Source organism: Fictibacillus halophilus, assembly GCF_016401385.1.
Lineage (GTDB): Bacteria > Bacillota > Bacilli > Bacillales > Fictibacillaceae > Fictibacillus > Fictibacillus halophilus.
In genome coordinates this window covers 241611-259845 of record NZ_JAEACF010000002.1, presented here as the reverse complement: position 1 = coordinate 259845, position 18235 = coordinate 241611, and the positions used below count along the sequence as shown (strand labels likewise).

General features: G+C 44.0%; 17 protein-coding genes. 13 read left to right on the top strand and 4 right to left on the bottom strand.

The features are described from left to right. Positions 1 to 10 precede the first annotated feature (10 nt). The 4 genes from purM to purD all read left to right on the top strand — a co-directional run bounded on the left by purM (position 11) and on the right by purD (position 4717). Positions 11 to 1051, top strand: coding sequence for a phosphoribosylformylglycinamidine cyclo-ligase (purM, locus tag I5J82_RS18530; RefSeq protein ID WP_198769267.1), 1041 nt, complete (start codon positions 11 to 13; stop codon positions 1049 to 1051). Next, positions 1048 to 1638, top strand: a complete 591-nt coding sequence (gene purN / locus I5J82_RS18525; RefSeq protein WP_066390824.1) for a phosphoribosylglycinamide formyltransferase — start codon at positions 1048 to 1050, stop codon at positions 1636 to 1638. Before purM ends, purN begins: the two co-directional genes overlap by 4 nt. Further along, positions 1635 to 3173 carry a bifunctional phosphoribosylaminoimidazolecarboxamide formyltransferase/IMP cyclohydrolase gene (gene purH / locus I5J82_RS18520; protein WP_198769266.1) on the top strand — a complete coding sequence of 513 codons (1539 nt, stop codon included), beginning with the start codon at positions 1635 to 1637 and terminating at the stop codon, positions 3171 to 3173. The genes purN and purH overlap by 4 nt, the downstream gene beginning before the upstream one ends. 275 nt (positions 3174 to 3448) lie before the next feature. Further along, positions 3449 to 4717 carry a phosphoribosylamine--glycine ligase gene (purD, locus tag I5J82_RS18515; RefSeq protein ID WP_198769265.1) on the top strand — a complete coding sequence of 423 codons (1269 nt, stop codon included), beginning with the start codon at positions 3449 to 3451 and terminating at the stop codon, positions 4715 to 4717. Here purD and I5J82_RS20635 read toward each other — a convergent pair. The 3 genes from I5J82_RS20635 to I5J82_RS18505 form a co-directional block, all read right to left on the bottom strand. Beyond that, the gene (locus tag I5J82_RS20635) at positions 4695 to 4799 is read right to left on the bottom strand and encodes an EYxxD motif small membrane protein (protein ID WP_328086095.1); all 105 of its coding nucleotides are present in this window, start codon (positions 4797 to 4799) and stop codon (positions 4695 to 4697) included. The genes purD and I5J82_RS20635 overlap by 23 nt on opposite strands. Before the next feature lie 66 nt (positions 4800 to 4865). Beyond that, positions 4866 to 6137 (bottom strand): MFS transporter, encoded by a 1272-nt coding sequence (locus I5J82_RS18510; protein WP_198769264.1) that lies wholly within the window; start codon positions 6135 to 6137, stop codon positions 4866 to 4868. A gap of 18 nt (positions 6138 to 6155) precedes the next feature. Next, entirely contained in the window at positions 6156 to 6416 is a 261-nt protein-coding gene (locus tag I5J82_RS18505) for a YgaP family membrane protein (RefSeq protein ID WP_082861228.1), read from the bottom strand. A 92-nt stretch (positions 6417 to 6508) separates the two neighbouring features. On the opposite strand from I5J82_RS18505, the gene I5J82_RS18500 reads away from it, so the two are divergent. From I5J82_RS18500 to I5J82_RS18480, 5 genes are all read left to right on the top strand, one after another. Then, on the top strand, positions 6509 to 8257 hold the full coding sequence (locus I5J82_RS18500) for an adenine deaminase C-terminal domain-containing protein (RefSeq protein WP_198769263.1): 1749 nt from the start codon (positions 6509 to 6511) through the stop codon (positions 8255 to 8257). Between the two features lie 49 nt (positions 8258 to 8306). Further along, complete coding sequence (locus tag I5J82_RS18495; RefSeq protein WP_198769262.1) at positions 8307 to 9323, top strand: DUF3048 domain-containing protein; 1017 nt, start codon at positions 8307 to 8309, stop codon at positions 9321 to 9323. 17 nt (positions 9324 to 9340) lie between these two features. Then, the gene (locus I5J82_RS18490) at positions 9341 to 9646 is read left to right on the top strand and encodes a YerC/YecD family TrpR-related protein (RefSeq protein WP_066242834.1); all 306 of its coding nucleotides are present in this window, start codon (positions 9341 to 9343) and stop codon (positions 9644 to 9646) included. A gap of 354 nt (positions 9647 to 10000) precedes the next feature. Continuing rightward, on the top strand, positions 10001 to 10423 hold the full coding sequence (locus I5J82_RS18485) for a MarR family winged helix-turn-helix transcriptional regulator (RefSeq protein WP_198769261.1): 423 nt from the start codon (positions 10001 to 10003) through the stop codon (positions 10421 to 10423). Positions 10424 to 10723: 300 nt separating this feature from the next. Beyond that, complete coding sequence (locus I5J82_RS18480) at positions 10724 to 11254, top strand: NAD(P)H-dependent oxidoreductase (RefSeq protein ID WP_198769260.1); 531 nt, start codon at positions 10724 to 10726, stop codon at positions 11252 to 11254. Here I5J82_RS18480 and I5J82_RS18475 read toward each other — a convergent pair. Next, a complete protein-coding gene (locus I5J82_RS18475; protein ID WP_198769259.1) occupies positions 11251 to 11790 on the bottom strand; it encodes a GNAT family N-acetyltransferase in 540 nt (179 codons plus the stop codon). The genes I5J82_RS18480 and I5J82_RS18475 overlap by 4 nt on opposite strands. Before the next feature lie 154 nt (positions 11791 to 11944). Here I5J82_RS18475 and pcrB point away from each other — a divergent pair, with 154 nt between their 5' ends. The 4 genes from pcrB to I5J82_RS18455 all read left to right on the top strand — a co-directional run bounded on the left by pcrB (position 11945) and on the right by I5J82_RS18455 (position 18225). Further along, positions 11945 to 12628 carry a heptaprenylglyceryl phosphate synthase gene (gene pcrB, locus I5J82_RS18470; protein ID WP_198769258.1) on the top strand — a complete coding sequence of 228 codons (684 nt, stop codon included), beginning with the start codon at positions 11945 to 11947 and terminating at the stop codon, positions 12626 to 12628. A 74-nt stretch (positions 12629 to 12702) separates the two neighbouring features. Then, positions 12703 to 14943 carry a DNA helicase PcrA gene (gene pcrA, locus I5J82_RS18465; RefSeq protein ID WP_198769288.1) on the top strand — a complete coding sequence of 747 codons (2241 nt, stop codon included), beginning with the start codon at positions 12703 to 12705 and terminating at the stop codon, positions 14941 to 14943. A gap of 21 nt (positions 14944 to 14964) precedes the next feature. Then, positions 14965 to 16971 carry an NAD-dependent DNA ligase LigA gene (gene ligA, locus I5J82_RS18460; RefSeq protein ID WP_198769257.1) on the top strand — a complete coding sequence of 669 codons (2007 nt, stop codon included), beginning with the start codon at positions 14965 to 14967 and terminating at the stop codon, positions 16969 to 16971. A 42-nt stretch (positions 16972 to 17013) separates the two neighbouring features. Beyond that, positions 17014 to 18225 carry a CamS family sex pheromone protein gene (locus I5J82_RS18455; protein WP_198769256.1) on the top strand — a complete coding sequence of 404 codons (1212 nt, stop codon included), beginning with the start codon at positions 17014 to 17016 and terminating at the stop codon, positions 18223 to 18225. Positions 18226 to 18235 lie beyond the last annotated feature (10 nt).

Sequence of the window (18235 nt, the reverse complement as noted above, 5' to 3'; positions counted from 1 at the left end):
GGAGAAGACGATGGCAGAAGCATATAAGCAAGCAGGTGTGAACATCGAAGCAGGATATGAAGCGGTCGATCGCATCAAGAAGCATGCACTCAGAACGAAGCGTCCGGAAGTATTAGCGGGTCTTGGTGGATTTGGGGCGATGTTCGATCTATCCGGATTCTCACATAAAGAGCCGGTGCTCGTTTCCGGAACAGATGGTGTAGGGACAAAACTGATGCTTGCGTTCATGGCGGATAAGCATGACACGATTGGTGTGGATGCGGTTGCGATGTGCGTAAACGACATCGTAGCACAAGGCGCGGAGCCGCTTTATTTCCTGGACTATATTGCTTGCGGCACGCTTCACCCTGAGAAGATTGAGCAGATCGTTAGTGGGATCGCGGATGGCTGTGGACAAGCAGGTTGTGCGCTCATCGGTGGAGAAACAGCAGAGATGCCTGGCATGTATAGCAGTGAAGAGTATGATCTTGCCGGGTTTACGGTTGGAATCGCAGAAAAATCAAAGCTGATTAACGGTTCTTCTATCGGTGAGAATGATGTATTGATCGGACTTGCTTCAAACGGTCTTCATTCCAATGGTTTTTCACTCGTTCGTAAAGTTTTATTAGAAAACGCAGGTCTTGATCTGAACGAACAAATCGAAAGTTTATCTAAAACATTAGGTGAAGAGCTGTTAACACCGACTCGTATCTATGTAAAACCGTTGCTTGAAGTGTTCAATCAGTTTGATGTGAACGGTGTTGCTCATATTACAGGCGGCGGATTCATTGAAAACATTCCTCGTATGCTGCCAGAAGGTCTTGCTGCGGAAGTAGATTATGGTTCATGGCCGGTTCCTCCCATCTTTGATCTGATCGAAGAAAAAGGAAATCTGACACGCAAAGAGATGTTCACAACATTTAACATGGGAATTGGTATGGTGCTCTCGGTTTCAGAAGAAAATATGCTCCCGATCATCCGCCTTTTAGAAGAAACAGGCGAGAAGCCTTACATCATTGGTCGCGTGAAACAAGGTGAAGGCGTGATCTTTGGCGGAGGAAACATCGAATGAGAAAAATAGCTGTATTTGCTTCTGGAAGCGGAAGTAACTTTCAAGCCATCGTAGACGCGGTTGAAGCAGGTGAGCTTCAAGCGGATATCGAGCTTTTAGTATGTGATAAACCAGGGGCAAAGGTGATCGACCGTGCGCGCCACTTCGGGATTCCGACGTACTCGTTCTTGCCTAAAACATTTGCATCAAAAGCTGATTTTGAAAAGGAAATCGTTTCTGAACTTCAATCCTATGGAGTAGAATTTATCGTTCTCGCAGGATATATGAGGCTGGTTGGTGAGGTGTTATTAAAAGCGTATGAAGGCTGTATCATCAATATCCACCCGTCGTATCTGCCGGCATTTCCGGGCAAGGATGCGGTCGGACAAGCATTGAAAGCAAACGTTGCCGAAACAGGTGTAACGGTTCATTATGTAGACAGTGGGATGGATACAGGGCCGATCATCGAACAAGTAAGAATCCCCGTATTGCCTGGCGATACAGAGCAAACCTTACAGCAGCGTATCCAAAAAGCAGAACACCAACTATACCCAGCTATCATCAACAAACTATTACAAAAAGACACCGTAGGAGGCATCTTACATTGACGATCAAACGTGCACTCATAAGCGTTTCAAATAAAGAAGGATTACTTCACTTTGCAGAAAAACTAGCTCATCACGGCGTAGAGATCATCTCTACAGGCGGAACAAAAAAAGCGTTACAAGACGCAGGAATTCCTGTAATCGGTATTTCCGAAGTGATTGGTTTTCCTGAGATCATGGACGGGCGTGTCAAAACGCTTCATCCAAAAATTCATGGCGGTTTACTCGCTGTTCGAGATAATGAGACACATCAAACAGCGATGCAAGAAAATGAGATCTCTCCGATCGATCTTGTAGTCGTAAACCTTTATCCGTTCAAAGAGACGATCGCAAAAGAAGGAACAACATTCGCTGACGCAATCGAAAACATCGACATCGGCGGACCGAGCATGCTTCGTTCGGCAGCAAAAAATCATGCTTACGTAACAGTCGTAGTCGATCCGGCAGACTATGAGACAGTAGCGGATGAGCTTGATGGTGCAGGAGCTGTAAGTGAAGAGACGCGCCGAAGACTTGCTGCGAAGACGTTCCGTCATACAGCGGCTTATGATGCGTTGATTGCTGAATATTTAACAGCAGCTGTAGAAGAGGAGCACCCGGAATCCTACACGGTAACATATGAAAAGAAACAGGACCTTCGATATGGTGAGAACCCTCATCAAAAAGCCGCGTTTTATTCGACGCCACTGAAGAACACGCTCTCTTTAACAGACGCTGAACAGCTTCACGGAAAAGAGCTTTCGTACAACAACATCAACGACGCAGATGCAGCACTTTCGATCGTAAAAGAGTTCGTTGATTCAGCTGTTGTTGCGGTTAAGCACATGAATCCATGTGGCGTTGGAACAGGCTCAACGATCCTTGAAGCGTACACCCGTGCGTTTGAAGCAGACCCTGTATCGATCTTCGGCGGCATCATCGCTGCTAACACAGAAATAGATGAAGAAACAGCTCAAAAATTGAGTGAGATTTTCCTAGAGATCATCATCGCTCCTTCATTTACAGTGAAAGCGTTAGAGATCCTAACGAAAAAGAAAAACATCCGTTTATTAAAATTAGATTTTACAGAAGGCAAAGGAATCGCCAAAAAAATCACAACCGTTTCTGGCGGAATGTTAGTTCAAGAAGAAGACGTTTTCGGGTTGGATGATGCGAACGTGACGATTCCTACAAAACGCCAGCCGACTGAGCAAGAGTGGAAAGATTTGAAGCTTGCTTGGAAAGTGGTAAAACACGTGAAATCAAATGCGATCGTCTTAGCGAAAAATGAAATGACAGTAGGTGTTGGTGCGGGTCAGATGAACCGCGTTGGCGCAGCGAAAATCGCGATCGAGCAAGCGGGCGAACGTGCAAAAGGTTCTGCTCTAGGGTCAGATGCATTTTTCCCAATGGATGACACCGTAGAAGCAGCGGCACGCGCTGGTGTTACAGCGATTATCCAGCCAGGCGGATCGATCAAGGATGAAGATTCTATCAAAAAAGCAGACGAGCACGGCATCACGATGGTGTTCACAGGCGTAAGACACTTTAAGCACTAATCATTTTGGCTCAGGAGTGCGTAGAAGGGTTGATTTCCGTTCCAGGTTGCTCGCTTTCCGGGGGGCGTGCGGTGAGCCTCTTAGCGCTCTGCGCTGTTAAGAGTCTCACCTGTCCCGCTGATCCCCCAGGAGTCTCGCACCTTGCACTCCAATCAACTATTCAATGATGAAAAAGATTTTAAAGATCTTCCAACGCTCTGTATTCTATATAGAAAAAATAAACAGAAGCGGTTCATGCGGTCGTTTCTGTTTATTTAAAAAAGGAGGTAGCAACCATGAACGTTCTTGTAATCGGCAAAGGTGGACGTGAACATGCGCTCGTGTGGAAGTTTGCCAACAGCCCGAGCGTCACACAAGTGTTTGCTGCACCAGGAAACCCAGGCATGGCTCAACAAGCAACATGTGTTTCCATCAAAGAAACCAACATCGATGAGCTTATAACTTTTGCAAAAACAAACAAAATAGGGTTAACATTCGTTGGACCTGAAGTCCCTTTACTAGAAGGCATCGTAGATCGTTTCACAGAAGAAGGCCTTGTTATCTTCGGTCCGTCTAAAGCAGCAGCAGAGATCGAAGGCTCAAAATCGTTCGCGAAGGATCTTATGAAAAAGTATGACATCCCAACAGCTGCTTCTGAAACGTTTACGAATTACAATGAAGCTCTAGCATATGTTCGAGAAAAAGGAGCACCAATCGTGTTGAAAGCGGACGGGCTTGCGGCAGGTAAAGGTGTCATTGTGGCAATGACCTTAGAAGAAGCGGAAGAGGGTCTACATGAGCTGATGGTGGACAAACGCTTTGGTTCTGCGAGTGAAACGGTAGTTGTTGAAGAATTCTTGGAAGGGGAAGAATTTTCGTTAATGTCTTTCGTGCATGACGAGATTGTCCTTCCGATGGAAATCGCACAAGATCATAAACGTGCGTATGACGGAGATAAGGGACCGAACACAGGTGGGATGGGGGCTTACTCACCCGTTCCTCAAATTTCTGACGCTGACATCCAAAAAGCGATAAAAGAGATCGTTCAGCCAACCGTTTCTGCGATGAAACAAGAAGGCACTCCTTTTACAGGGATTCTTTATGCGGGCTTAATCTTAACAAAGAATGGTCCGAAAGTGATCGAGTTTAACGCGCGCTTCGGTGACCCGGAAACACAAGTGATTCTGCCGCGCTTGCAAAATGATCTAGCTGATCTTCTTTTATCCCTTTTAAACGGCAAAAAGCCGGAACTTAAATGGTCTGAAGAATCCGTACTAGGTGTTGTTCTTGCATCCGATGGTTACCCGGTTTCTTCTTCAAAACCTCAAGCGATCACGGGGCTAGAAAACATTTCAGGTGATTCTACCGTTTTTCATGCTGGTACGAAAAGAGAAAATGAATCTCTTTTAACTGATGGTGGCCGGGTGTTATTGGTAGTCTCTAAAGGACATTCACTAAGTGAAGCTCAGGACAACGTCTACAGAGAAATGAAGAAAATCACGTGCGAAGGCTCTTTTTATCGAAAAGATATCGGGTTTCGAGCTATTTCGCACGTCTCTTCTTAATAAATACAAACGAGATGGCGATGATTCCGCCGATAAGCAAGATATAAAGAAAAGCAGTATCCATTAAGTATTCATAACTCATATTGCTGCTAACCTCCTATATTGAAATTGAGGGCTGACGGACAATGGTTGATCAAAACCTTGTTTGTCAGCCTTCATTAATTGGATTTGGATGAGATGTGGCTGAATCCGTGTTCGGAGCTGCCGTTGGCATGAGTTTAGGCGGCTGTATGATAGACAACGGATTCCACCGGCGCAACAACTGCATCCCTATAAAAATGACAAATCCTGCTATCACGTATGTTACATAAGGAACAGCACTTTGTCCGCCATCTGCCACTTCAAACAAACGTCCTCCGATTGAATTTCCAATCGCTTCCCCAATCCCTGTGAAAACGCTGGCTAATCCAAAGAACATCCCAAGAAACCGGGCAGCCGCAAGCTGTGAGATCGACGTATCCAACGTTGGCATGATCAGCATCTCACCAGTGATAAAGATGATTCCGGTAAAAACAAAGAAAAATAAAGTGTTCGCAAAATATAAACTTCCGAGAGCTGATCCGATACAGATCGCCCCTATACCAACAGAAGTCAAGGGATGAATGTTTCGGATAATATTTTTTGTTATAAGCGTTTGAGCTAATATGACCGTGATGCTGTTGATGGTCCAGATGATGCTGATGTCTTTTCCATTGGACAGGACATTTTCAGCTCGAAGCGGGAGCACGAGTGCAAACTGTACGTAAAGCGCCCAAACAAAAATGGTAGCCATCACAAAAACAAGAAAAGGTATGTTCTTCAAAGCTTGTCGATATTCACTCCACTTTACTTCCCGGCAATTTTCGTCCCCACACCCTGCAGGCAAGAAGAACCAACTGATCACGCTTGCTCCTAAATAAATAACAGCAGCGGTGATAAAGATAAGTTTCGAACTTCCTGTAAATAAAGCGAACACAGTTAATCCAGCAATGGCCATTCCAATATTGGCAAAAATACCGCGCAACGAAAAAGCAGTAGATCTCATGTCCGCCTTAACGAGTGAAGAAATAAAAGCTTTTGTAGAAGGGGCATTAAGCCCAAGACCTAACCCAGAGATCGCAGCTGTTAAAAGGATCAGTGAATAAGTTGAAAAATAAGCGAAACCTATCAGCCCGCCAGCCCGTATTAAAGCACCAAGTGCGATGATGAAGCGTCTTCCTGTCCGATCAGCGAATACGCCTCCGACCACACTTCCGACTTGCATGAAGATCGAGATAACAGCGAGAGTAAAACCAATCTGTGCCGCTGTTAGTCCGGTTTCCACTTTTAAGAGGATAGGAAGAACAGGCAAGACAAGATACGAGCCAAGATGGGTAATAAAGACAACGACCAATAAACTGAACAGAGGTCTGTTGCCTTTTAGTAAAGAATGAGTGGGCATAGTGGTGCCTCCTTCTTATTATGAAGGGTTGAACGGCGAACCTTCTTCCGCGATGTTACCAAGATCCATGTCGTTCATTTCTTTGCTTTTGTGAAGAAGGTCAGTCACTGGGCAGTAGCGAACGATTCCTTCTGCTACTTTCATCGCACCCATTAAGATCATAAGGATGTATGACTCTTTGTAAGGCTTTCTTGTCAGCTTTGCTGTATAAACAGAAAGCAGTGTCAGACCCGCAATAATACGAATCATACTATTAACTAAACCAATATTTTGTCTCATTGTGATACTCCTTTCAATTTTCACCAATTTACTTAGCGAATATGGTATTCTTGAAAAAACGAAATTTTCAGAGAGAAGACAGGTGATCCAACATGAACCAACACATTGCTTTTTGGACAAAAGCGCAAATGCGCAAACAAGTGGCCGTCATTCAGGGTGAATTGGCACCGTCGCTTGTCTTAACAAACGCTACTTATTTGAACACAGCTCTTAAAAAATGGGTAAAAGCAAACATCTGGATCCTTCAAGACCGCATCGTCTATGTAGGCGAAAAGATGCCTGAACAAACAACAGGAACGGAAATCACAGATCTAGAAGGTAAGTTTGTTGTGCCGGGATATATTGAACCTCATTGTCATCCATTTCAACTTTATAATCCCCAGTCGCTCTCGCGATATGCATTGCAGCGTGGAACGTCCGTATTTTTAGCCGATAACTTTATGCTGCTTTTTGAAATGAGTATTTCGAAAGCGCTTTCTTTTATGGAGGACGTGAACGATCTGCCTTCTAATTTCTTTTGGTGGTGCCGGTATGACGCGCAAACAGAGCTACTAGAAGAAGAGAATTATTTTTCCGAAAAAAGCGTTAGACAGCTTCTCGAGAGCCCATACGTTCTTCAAGGCGGCGAATTAACGAGCTGGCCGCGAGTGCTGCATGGCGATGATACGCTGTTGCATTGGATGCTGAAGACGAAGAAAGCCGGAAAGAAGATCGAAGGGCATCTGCCAGGAGCTTCTGAAAAAACGTTAACGGCGATGACGTTACTCGGTGTGGACTGTGATCATGAAGCGATGACAGGTACGGAAGTCATGGACCGGTTGAATGCTGGTCTTCAAGTGTCGCTTCGTTATTCTTCGATTCGTCCCGATCTGCCGAAGCTGTTGCGTCAGATGAAAGAAGAAGGGATCACGAACTTTGAGCGCATCTTTATGACGACAGACGGTTCTACACCTGCTTTTTATGAAGAAGGGGTTACCGATAAGATGCTAGAGATTGCGCTTGAAGCAGGGCTTGATCCAGTGGATGCGTATATGATGGTCTCTTATAACGTGGCTAGATATTATGGTCTGGATCACCTCTTCGGTATGGTTGCCGCAGGACGAGTCGCACATTTAAATATTTTAGATGACGTAACAAATCCTCTGCCTGAATCTGTTTTGGCAAAAGGAAAATGGATGAAGCGTGACGGTAAGGATGTTAGTGAGGATCGAGATTTTGACTTTGATTGGGAAGGTCATGGTATCCGAAAAAGAGAGATCACATGGGACCTTCAAGACGAGGATTTTCAGTTTTCTGGTCTCGTTGGTATAGAAATGTACAATAGTGTCATCACACGGCCATATAATGTATCGATCAATCCTTTTTCTGAAGAGATTAACGAGGAATCAGACGAGTGTTTCTTAATGCTGATCGATAAAGAAGGAAAGTGGAGAATCAATACGGTCGTAAAGGGTTTTGCGAAAAATCTGTATGGCTTTGCGAGCTCGTATTCCAATACGGGAGATCTTCTGATCATCGGAAAAAGCAAAAAAGATATGGCTGTGGCGTTCGAACGCTTAAAAGAAGTCGGCGGAGGCATCGTTCTTGCGGAGAGAGGCGAGATCGTTGCTGAGATAAAACTTCCTTTAGCGGGAGGAATGTCGAATCTTAGTATAGAAGAACTAGTGGTAGAAGAGAAAAGATTAACGAACGCACTAAGAGAAAGAGGATACCAATACGAAGATCCAATCTATTCGCTTTTGTTTTTCTCTTCCACACACTTGCCATACATCCGCATTACGCAAAGAGGCATTTACGATGTTAAAAAGAAAGGGTTACTCTTTCCTTCGATTATGCGTTAATATAGAAAAGGATTGGGCAAAATAATACGATACAAAGGTAGTGAGCCCAATGAAAAAGTGGTACATCATCTTGATGGCGATGATCACGGTATTAACGCTGTCTGCATGTAAGGACGCAACAGATAAAGTCTTAGAAGACGGTAAAGTAGATAAAGCTGAAGCTACGGATTCAAAAAAAGAGGAGTACTCTTCTGTTTATCCACTCACTGGCTTGGGAACGAATGAAGAGGTAGATCATCGTGCAGTTTCGGTCATGGTGAACAACCACCCGAAAGCACGATCGCAATCTGGACTTCATAAAGCTGACATCGTTTACGAAGTATTAGCTGAGGGAGAACTTACACGCTTCTTAGCGATCTTCCAAAGTGAGATGCCAGAAGTAGTAGGACCAGTTCGCAGCGCGAGAGATTATTACATCGAACTCTCACGTGGCTATCATTCATTATTCGTGGCACACGGATTCAGTCCTGAAGCGAAAGAGATTCTCGATAGCGGAACGATTGATCACCTGAACGGAATGGATTACGATGGTGTTCTTTTCAATCGAGCTGATTTTAGAAAAGCGCCTCATAACTCTTACATCACCTATGAAAATATTCAAAAAGGGATGGAGAAAATCGGCGCAGAGCAATCGGATGATCTGGATATGCTTTCGTTTTTAACTAGTAAAAGTGCTAAAACAATAGAAGGCGCATCTGCAAAAGAGATTATGATTTCCTATCCAGGCGGGGAAACAGTAGGATTTACGTACTCTAACAAAAAGAAGACGTACGCGAGAAGCAGCAACAATGAACCAACGATAGATCGTGAGACCGAAACACCCATTACGGTAAGCAATGTATTCATTGTTGAAGCGGCTCACCGGGTAATCGATGATGCCGGCAGACGAGAGATCAACTTAACGTCAGGCGGAGATGCGATTCTGATTCAGAATGGTGTCGCACAAAACATTTCGTGGAAAAACGAAAACGGAAGAATCGTTCCGGACGGTGGAGCGTTCGTTCCAGGAAAGACATGGATTAACATTGTACCGAGTGGAATGGAAGATTCGGTTAAGATGCAATAAAAAGGAGTGCATGTTTCATGCAAATTGATAAACTACGAGGAAAAGCACTAGATCAGCTTTTTGAATCGGTTTTATCGCTGAAGGATATGGAAGAATGCTATCGATTCTTTGATGATCTTTGTACGATGAACGAGATTCAATCTTTGGCGCAGCGACTTGAAGTAGCGCGCATGCTTCGTGAAGGAAAAACCTATCACAAGATCGAGAGTGAAACAGGAGCGAGCACAGCGACCATCTCACGTGTAAAACGTTGCTTGAATTTTGGAAACGACGCATACGCGATGGTACTCGACCGCGTTCATGAAGAAGAAGAAGCAAAATAATGAGACGAAAACCTGCCTGAGAGGTGGGTTTTTTGTATTTTGTGAGGGTAGTGTATGTAGCGGGAGTAGTTTTAGGCTTGTCGATAGATGTCGAGGATTGTAGACTCGTGGATAAACTGTAAAAACTTTAGGATTCAACCCTAAAACTCGTGGATTGAGCACCCAAACTTGTGGATTGAGAGCATAAACTTTAGGATTCAAGCCAGCACGGTAGACTTACCCCCTTGTAAAACACTAAAATGTAAACTTGGCGACAGCCAAGGACCCTTATATACTTAAAATATTGACAGAAATCACACTACAATTTATAGTTGTATGTACAAACAACAATAATGATGTAAAAGAGGTGCTAAAATGCCCGAAAAGTATCTAGAAAACTGTTTATATTTTACCGTGAACAAACTTTCTCGCGTGATATCGAAAATGGCTGAGGAATCGTTTAGACCAACTGGCATTACGCCTACTCATGGCTTTATGATGATGCTCGTAAACAACAAACCTGGAATTTCTCAATCGGAATTGGCGGAAGAACTACACATGACACCAAGTACGATTACAAGATTTGTGGATAAGCTTGTTGTTAAGGGACTTGCAGAGCGTAAGGTCCAAGGAAAGATGTCGCACATCCATCCGACACAAGCGGGCATTGAGATTCAAACAGATCTCGAAAAAGCATGGAAAGATCTTTACCAAACATACTCCGATCTTTTAGGAGAAGAAGAAGGAAAAGCACTCACAAAAGCCACACATCTAGCAGCAGGGCAGCTCGAGTCATAAGAGCTCTCATCTTTATCATTTGAGTTGTTTGTACAAGCAAATGTCATTTTATTAGTATAAGGCTCCTTTTCTGCAGCATTTGTTGCTTTTAAATCTTTTATACCCTCGTCATTGCAAGTTGATTGTAACGCAAGGTTGCCGACTCCTACGGGACGAGCGGCCAGGTGGAGACTCCTAAAGGCGCGTAGCGGCAGGAGGCTCACCGTACGCCCCGTGGAAAGCGAGCGACCTGGAGTGTAAATCAACTACTTACACAAGCTTCAATGCAAACGAAAACAGCCTAAAAAAGGAGATCTATCAATGAAAAAGACACTCGTCATTATCGCACATCCGAATCTACAGAACTCTACAGTAAATAAAAGATGGGCTGAGGAAATAGAGAAACAGGACCATGTTACGGTTCGAAAACTTTACGATCTGTATCCGGACGGAAAAATCAACGTTGAAGAAGAACAGCGCATGTTGCTTCAACACGATCGCATCGTGTTACAATTTCCGTTCTACTGGTACAGCTCACCTTCACTTTTAAAAGAATGGCAAGATCAAGTACTAGCGTTCGGTTGGGCTTATGGTCCTGGAGGCGACGCATTACATGGAAAAGAGTTAGTACTTGCGATTTCAACAGGAGGACCAGACTTCTCTTATAAAGCTGGCGGCTACAACCACTATACGATCAGCGAATTGCTTCGTCCGTTCCAAGCGACTTCTAACTTGATCGGAACTCGTTACATCTCGCCATTCGTTTTTCATAGCGCGATTCGTGCGTCAGAAGTAGCGTTAGAACAAAGCGCACAAGAATATGTCACTCACGTTTTAAATCCTGAAATTTAATGAAGTTCATTCTTCATCAAGCTCATCTGGACTTGGTCGCGGCAGTTTCCGCGAATCCATTCTGCCTGCCTGACAACGCCTTCCGCTTGGAAGCCTAGTCGGCGGGCGAGCTTGATGCTTTTTTCGTTTTGAACCGCAGCACGCAGCTCCACGCGATTCAGCATCAACGTGTAATAGGCGTACATAAGCATTCCTTTTACTGCCCGCTGTGCGATTCCATGACCTTCGAATCCTGTACCCACCCAATAACCAAGCATACCAGACTGGTTGTGCCACTTAATATCATATAAAGCAACAGAGCCAGCTACTTGTCCGCGATACCAAATAAAAAGAACAACATCTGTCTGGTCTTTCATCTTTTTGTTCACCGTTTTTATGAACTGCCGCATCTCACCGCTAGATTGGGTATAATCGACCCAGCTGATCCACGGTCCAAGATGATGACGTGATTTCTCTAGCAATCTATAGATGTTATCGGATTCTTTAACGTCTGCTTGCTTTAGCATGATTTCGTCGTCGATATGCCACATAAGCATAGCTATTCCTCCCAAAAAGCAGTATGAACTTCACAATCTTTCCACATGATGAATCATAGAGTGAGAACCTTATTTTTGTTATAATGCAGAAGTACAGAACTGGCTTGTTAAAATGGCAGGCACGGGTGTTTCTAAACATGAAAGGAAGAACACAATGTTTGATTATCGAAAATGGAAGCATGTGTTTAAGCTAGACCCTGATAAAGAGATCAGTGACAGTGACCTGGAAAAGATCTGTGAGAGCGGAACGGACGCTGTTATCGTCGGGGGATCCAGTGGCGTAACGCTTGATAATACGTTAGACCTTATGTCACGAATACGCAGATTTGCGGTTCCTTGTGTGCTTGAAGTATCTAATATCGAATCACTTACACCAGGATTCGATTTTTACTATATTCCTACCGTATTAAATGCAAAGGATGCTAACTTCATTACGGGGCTTCATACAGAAGCACTAAAAGAATTTGGCGACATCATGAACTGGGACGAGATTCTTACAGAAGGGTATTGCATCTTAAATCCAGATTGTGCGGCTGCAAAACGTTCGAGTGCCGACAGTGATCTCTCGGCAGATGATGTTGTAGCATATGCCCGCTTGGCCGAAAAAATGTTTAAGCTTCCGATCTTTTATTTGGAATACAGCGGCAAATACGGTGATGTCGAAATCGTTCGCCAAGTAAAGGGCGCACTTGAAAACACGATCCTCTATTATGGAGGCGGCATTCATTCGGCTGAACAAGCAAGAGAGATGGCAGAGTTTGCGGATACAGTTGTTGTCGGAAACGTTATTTACGACGATGTAAACGCGGCGATTGAAACGGTTGAAGCGGTTAAGTAAAAGTTGATAAAATCTCAAAAATGAGTGAGAATAAAAATAAGAATATATGTTCGGGCGGTGAATGAAGAATGAGTATGCATCAAATGATTGAAAAGCTATTATCAGGACTGAATCCTGAGCAGAAAGCGGCAGTAAAACATACAGACGGGCCGTTGTTATTGATGGCTGGTGCGGGAAGCGGTAAGACGAGAGTATTAACTCACCGTATCGCTTATTTAATGATGGAAAAAGAAGTGGCTCCATGGAACATTCTTGCGATCACGTTTACAAATAAAGCAGCACGAGAGATGAAGGAAAGGGTCGCAAAGATTACAGGACCAGTAGCAGAAGAGATCTGGATTTCTACGTTCCACTCCATGTGCGTACGCATTTTGCGTCGTGATATCGATCGAATCGGAATTAACCGTAACTTTACGATCTTAGATGCGACAGATCAATTGTCTGTTGTAAAAGCGGTATTGAAAGATCTGAACTATGATCCGAAAAAATACGAACCTCGTGGAATTTTAAGCGCGATTTCCTCTTTAAAGAACGAACTAAAAACAGCAGCAGATTTTGCGAAAGTGGCGAACGGGCACTTTGAAGGTGTTGTTCAGGAAGTTTATGAAGGCTATGAAAAGCGACTGCGTAAGAACCAGGCGTTAGATTTTGATGATCTGATCATGACGACGATCCAGCTTTTCGCAAAAGTACCTGAAGTGCTCGAGTTCTATCAACGCAAGTTTCAATATATTCATGTGGATGAGTATCAAGATACGAACAGAGCGCAATATATGCTCGTTAAAATGCTAGCTGATCGATTCCGCAACCTTTGTGTGGTAGGAGACTCTGATCAGTCTATCTATGGCTGGCGTGGCGCAGATATCGCGAACATTCTATCGTTTGAAAAAGACTACAATGATGCTGAAGTTATCCTATTAGAGCAAAACTATCGTTCTACGAAAAAGATTCTTCAAGCAGCCAATAAAGTGATCGAAAACAACATGAACCGTAAGCCAAAGAATCTTTGGACAGATAATACGGATGGCGCAAGCATCACGTACTACCAAGGCGATGATGAGCAAGGTGAGAGCTATTACGTAACAGGTAAGATTCGTGAAGCCGTATCATCAGGCAAACGTTCGTATAATGACATCGCAATCCTGTATCGAACAAATGCTCAATCTCGTGTTATTGAGGAAGTTTTGATTAAGTCGAACATTCCGTACAATATCGTCGGCGGCACAAAGTTCTATGATAGAAAAGAGATTAAAGACATCTTAGCGTATCTTCGATTGATATCGAATCCAGACGATGATATTTCACTGCAACGTATCGTAAATGTACCGAAGCGCGGGATTGGTGCGTCTTCTATGGATAAAGTGGCACAGTATGCGGCAAACAATGATCTTTCCATGTATCAAGCGCTTCAAGAAGTTGAACAGATTGGTCTTAGTGCACGTGCAACAAACTCTTTAAGAGAGTTTTCAGAGTTTGTTACGAACTGGACGCGTCAGCAGGAATTTCTTTCTGTGACTGAACTAACAGAAGAAGTGCTTAGCAAGACGGGCTATCGTGATGCGCTAAAAGCTGAGAAAACGATCGAAGCACAAAGCCGTTTAGAGAACATCGACGAGTTTATTTCTGTTACGCAAGACTTTGAAAAGAAACAAGATGATAAATCATTGATCGCGTTCTTAACTGATCTTGCACTTGTTGCAGATATTGATAAGCTCGATGAAGATGCAGCAGATGATAAGCCGAAAGAATCTGTCGTACTGATGACCCTTCACTCTGCAAAAGGTCTGGAGTTTCCGATGGTCTTCTTGATGGGTCTTGAAGAAGGGGTATTCCCGCATAGCCGTGCTCTTTTTGAAGAGAATGAGATGGAAGAAGAACGTCGTCTCGCATATGTTGGGATCACACGTGCGGAAGAAGAATTATTCTTAACAAATGCTAGAATGCGTACCCTTTATGGACGTACGACGACAAATCCGGAATCTCGTTTTATCGCTGAGATTCCAGAAGATCTTATCGAAACCGAAGTTAAAGAGAAACCATCTGTGCCGTGGGGAGCGAGTGCTCGCTCGGGTGGAGGAGCTACGCCATCGTTCATGGCACCGAAAAAGAAAATGGTTACACCTGTCTATCAATCTTCTGGTGGGGAGAAACTGGAATGGAGAGTAGGCGACAAAGTCAAACACCGCAAATGGGAAACAGGGACCGTTGTAAGCATGCGTGGTTCAGGAGATTCAATGGAACTCGACATCGCGTTTCCGCAGCCTGTAGGTGTGAAAAGACTGCTTGCTAAATTTGCCCCGATTGAAAAAGCGTAAGAAAAGAAGGAGTGGAACGGGTTGAACGAAGAACAAGCCAAGGAGCGCATCCTGGAACTCCGGGAAATGCTAGAAAAATATAATTATGAATATCATGTACTAGACAAGCCGTCTGTACCTGATGCTGAATATGATCAGCTTATGAAAGAGCTGATCGAGCTTGAAAACAATCATCCAGAACTTCATGACGAGCACTCGCCTACCTCACGTGTAGGCGGTGCTGTTTTGGACTTTTTTGAAAAAGTAGAACATACCGTACCGATGCTGAGCCTCGGCAATGCCTTCAACGATCAAGATCTGCGAGATTTTGACCGCCGTGTAAGAGATGGTGTAGGTTCGAACGTATCGTATGTTGCCGAACTCAAGATCGACGGACTAGCCGTATCCCTCACGTATCAAGATGGTCGTTTTGTTCGTGGAGCTACACGCGGTGACGGCACAATCGGTGAGGATATCACGAATAATTTAAAAACGATCCGTTCTATTCCATTTAAGTTAAAAGAAGATGTGATGCTTGAAGTACGAGGCGAGGCGTTCATGCCGAAGAAATCCTTCCAAAAGCTGAATGCACATCGAGAAGAAGAAGGACAAGAGCTTTTTGCGAATCCACGGAACGCAGCAGCGGGTTCTCTTCGTCAGCTTGATCCAAAGATTGCAGCGAGCCGTAATCTCGATATTTTTCTTTATGGTGTAGGAAAGCTTGAAGGTCATTCGGTCGATTCGCACGACGAAAGCTTAACATACTTAAACCACTTAGGTTTTAAAACGAATCCAGAATGGAAAAAGTGCGCGAACATCGAAGAAGTCATCGAATATGTGAATAGCTGGCAGGAGAAGCGACCAGACCTTCCGTATGAAATCGATGGAATCGTAATCAAAGTGAACTCTCTGTATCAGCAAGAGGAGCTAGGATTCACGGCGAAGAACCCGCGTTGGGCGATCGCGTATAAGTTCCCAGCTGAAGAAGTGGTAACAAAGCTTGAAGGCATCGAGTTGAACGTAGGACGTACAGGTGTCGTGACTCCCACTGCACTGCTGCAGCCTGTTTTAGTAGCGGGAACGACGGTAAAGCGTGCTTCTTTACATAATGAAGACTTGATCCGTGAAAAAGATATCAAGCTCGGTGATTATGTGGTTGTTAAAAAAGCCGGTGACATCATCCCTGAAGTCGTGAATGTGATCACAGAGCGCCGTACTGGTGATGAGATCGATTTTAATATGCCAACAGAGTGCCCAGAGTGCGACAGCAAGCTAGAGCGTTTAGACGGGGAAGTGGCGTTAAGGTGCTTGAACCCGCAATGCCCGGCACAGATTCGAGAAGGATTCATTCACTTCGTATCCCGAAACGCCATGAACATTGATGGGCTTGGTGAAAAAGTAGTCGCACAGCTATTTAAGGAAAAATTAATTCAAAACTTTGCCGATTTGTTTAAGCTAGAGCGCGAGAAACTGTTAGAATTAGAGCGTATGGGTGAGAAGTCGGTAGATAATTTGCTTGCAGCGATTGAAAAGTCGAAAGAAAATTCATTAGAGCGCCTTCTATTTGGGCTTGGCATTCGTCACGTTGGAGCGAAAGCGGCAAAGACGATCGCACAGCGTTTTGAATCGATGGATGGTTTGATGAGTGCTTCTAAAGAGGAACTCTTAGCTGTTGAAGAGATCGGTGAAAAGATGGCTGACTCTATCCTTCTTTATTTTTCGAAGCCAGAAGTGCACGAGCTCGTAGCAGAGCTAAAAACGTTAGGTATGAACATGGAATACAAAGGTCCGAAGCTTGTAAAGGTTGAAGATCTGGATACACCTTTTGCAGGAAAAACGGTGGTGTTAACAGGTAAACTGTCGATTCTGACTCGTAATGATGCAAAAGAAAAATTGGAGCGCCTAGGAGCGAAAGTGACTGGAAGCGTGAGTAAGAATACAGATATGCTGATCGCAGGAGAAGATGCTGGATCTAAGCTTGATAAAGCGAAGACGCTGGGTATTGAAATCTGGGATGAGCAAAAATTGGTGGACGAGCTTAACAAATAAGATTGGCGAGAGCTAACCAACAATACTAGAGGAGTGTCCGTAATGATGAAACGGGTTGGGCTCCTTTTCTTAAGTACTTTACTGCTTTTGACCGGCTGCTGGGGTGGCGATGAGCTGGAAAAAGAAGAAAAGATCGTGCAAGAAAAGGGCAAAAAAGATGAGAAAGCGATTATAACAGGGGAAATTAACACTGGTGAAAAGTACTATCGAAGTATTTTTCCGTTCGAACCAGGTGGTGCTCGTGGTGTAATTCGTTATGGCGTTGATAACCGGCTTGATATCAACGAGTTTGAGATGGGCTTGATGCGCATCGCTCAAGACACATTCAGTACAGACAAGTACTTTTTCCAAGAAGGACAATATCTCAATGAGCCAACAGTAACGAATTGGCTGAAGAGAGCAGATGAAGAGCCTGGAAAAAGCAAGAGCAAGCTAGACCAAACAGGATTGAATCCTAAGCTAGGTGTAAAAGTAGACGAAGGTGACCCAGGCTACAAAGATAAGATGCTAGAAGCAAACAAGAACAACCCTAAATATCTTTCGTATGTTCTTGAGCATAACTACCTCGTTCAGAGCGGTGATGGAAAAGTAAAGCTTGGCGGTGTGGTAGTCGGGTTATCCTTTAACTCCACGTACTACTATGACGTTAACCAACAAGGCTTGATCTATCCTGGTGAAGTTAAGCTTGAGCGTGAAAAAGTGAAACAAGAAGCACAGAAAATAGCTGGACAAGTGGCAAGCCGTTTGCGCACAGATCCAAAGCTTAAAGATGTGCCGATCGTATTTGCTCTATATCAAGAAGAAGAACGTGATTCTGTAACACCTGGAAACTTCTTTGCTTCAGGCGTTGTGAAAAAAGGAAGCAGCTCAGTAAGTTCATGGGAAGACGTAGATGAAGATTATGTGCTGTTCCCATCTGACGCAGCTTCAAAAAAGAAGCGAAGTGACTACGAAAAGTTCACCACTTTTAAATCAAAGGTTCAGGAGTATTTTCCTAACTATATCGGCGTAATCGGGAAAGGCTACTATAAAGACGGTAACCTAGAGCGTATGACGCTAGAGATTCCTGTTCAGTTCCGCGGTAAAGCAGAGATCATCTCCTTTACCCAGTTCGTGGCGACGTCTGCACTAGGCGAGCTGCCGAATGTGCCAGTAGAAGTATATATCGGTTCAGCTGTCGATCAGCCAGAGGCGCTCATCGTAAAGGACGAAACAACGCAAGAAGAACCGTTTGTGCATATTTATCGTAAATAAAGATTTAAGA

Excerpts from the sequence above, each read along its gene's own strand:
- I5J82_RS18485 (WP_198769261.1), top strand. The coding sequence starts at position 10,001 with ATGCCCGAAAAGTATCTAGAAAACTGTTTATATTTTACCGTGAACAAA.
- purD (WP_198769265.1), top strand. The coding sequence starts at position 3,449 with ATGAACGTTCTTGTAATCGGCAAAGGTGGACGTGAACATGCGCTCGTG.
- I5J82_RS18500 (WP_198769263.1), top strand. The coding sequence starts at position 6,509 with ATGAACCAACACATTGCTTTTTGGACAAAAGCGCAAATGCGCAAACAA.
- I5J82_RS18455 (WP_198769256.1), top strand. The coding sequence starts at position 17,014 with ATGATGAAACGGGTTGGGCTCCTTTTCTTAAGTACTTTACTGCTTTTG.
- purN (WP_066390824.1), top strand. The coding sequence starts at position 1,048 with ATGAGAAAAATAGCTGTATTTGCTTCTGGAAGCGGAAGTAACTTTCAA.
- purM (WP_198769267.1), top strand. The coding sequence starts at position 11 with ATGGCAGAAGCATATAAGCAAGCAGGTGTGAACATCGAAGCAGGATAT.
- I5J82_RS18475 (WP_198769259.1), bottom strand. The coding sequence starts at position 11,790 with ATGCTTATGTGGCATATCGACGACGAAATCATGCTAAAGCAAGCAGAC.
- pcrA (WP_198769288.1), top strand. The coding sequence starts at position 12,703 with ATGCATCAAATGATTGAAAAGCTATTATCAGGACTGAATCCTGAGCAG.
- I5J82_RS18495 (WP_198769262.1), top strand. The coding sequence starts at position 8,307 with ATGAAAAAGTGGTACATCATCTTGATGGCGATGATCACGGTATTAACG.
- I5J82_RS20635 (WP_328086095.1), bottom strand. The coding sequence starts at position 4,799 with ATGAGTTATGAATACTTAATGGATACTGCTTTTCTTTATATCTTGCTT.
- I5J82_RS18505 (WP_082861228.1), bottom strand. The coding sequence starts at position 6,416 with ATGAGACAAAATATTGGTTTAGTTAATAGTATGATTCGTATTATTGCG.
- pcrB (WP_198769258.1), top strand. The coding sequence starts at position 11,945 with ATGTTTGATTATCGAAAATGGAAGCATGTGTTTAAGCTAGACCCTGAT.
- I5J82_RS18480 (WP_198769260.1), top strand. The coding sequence starts at position 10,724 with ATGAAAAAGACACTCGTCATTATCGCACATCCGAATCTACAGAACTCT.
- I5J82_RS18510 (WP_198769264.1), bottom strand. The coding sequence starts at position 6,137 with ATGCCCACTCATTCTTTACTAAAAGGCAACAGACCTCTGTTCAGTTTA.
- I5J82_RS18490 (WP_066242834.1), top strand. The coding sequence starts at position 9,341 with ATGCAAATTGATAAACTACGAGGAAAAGCACTAGATCAGCTTTTTGAA.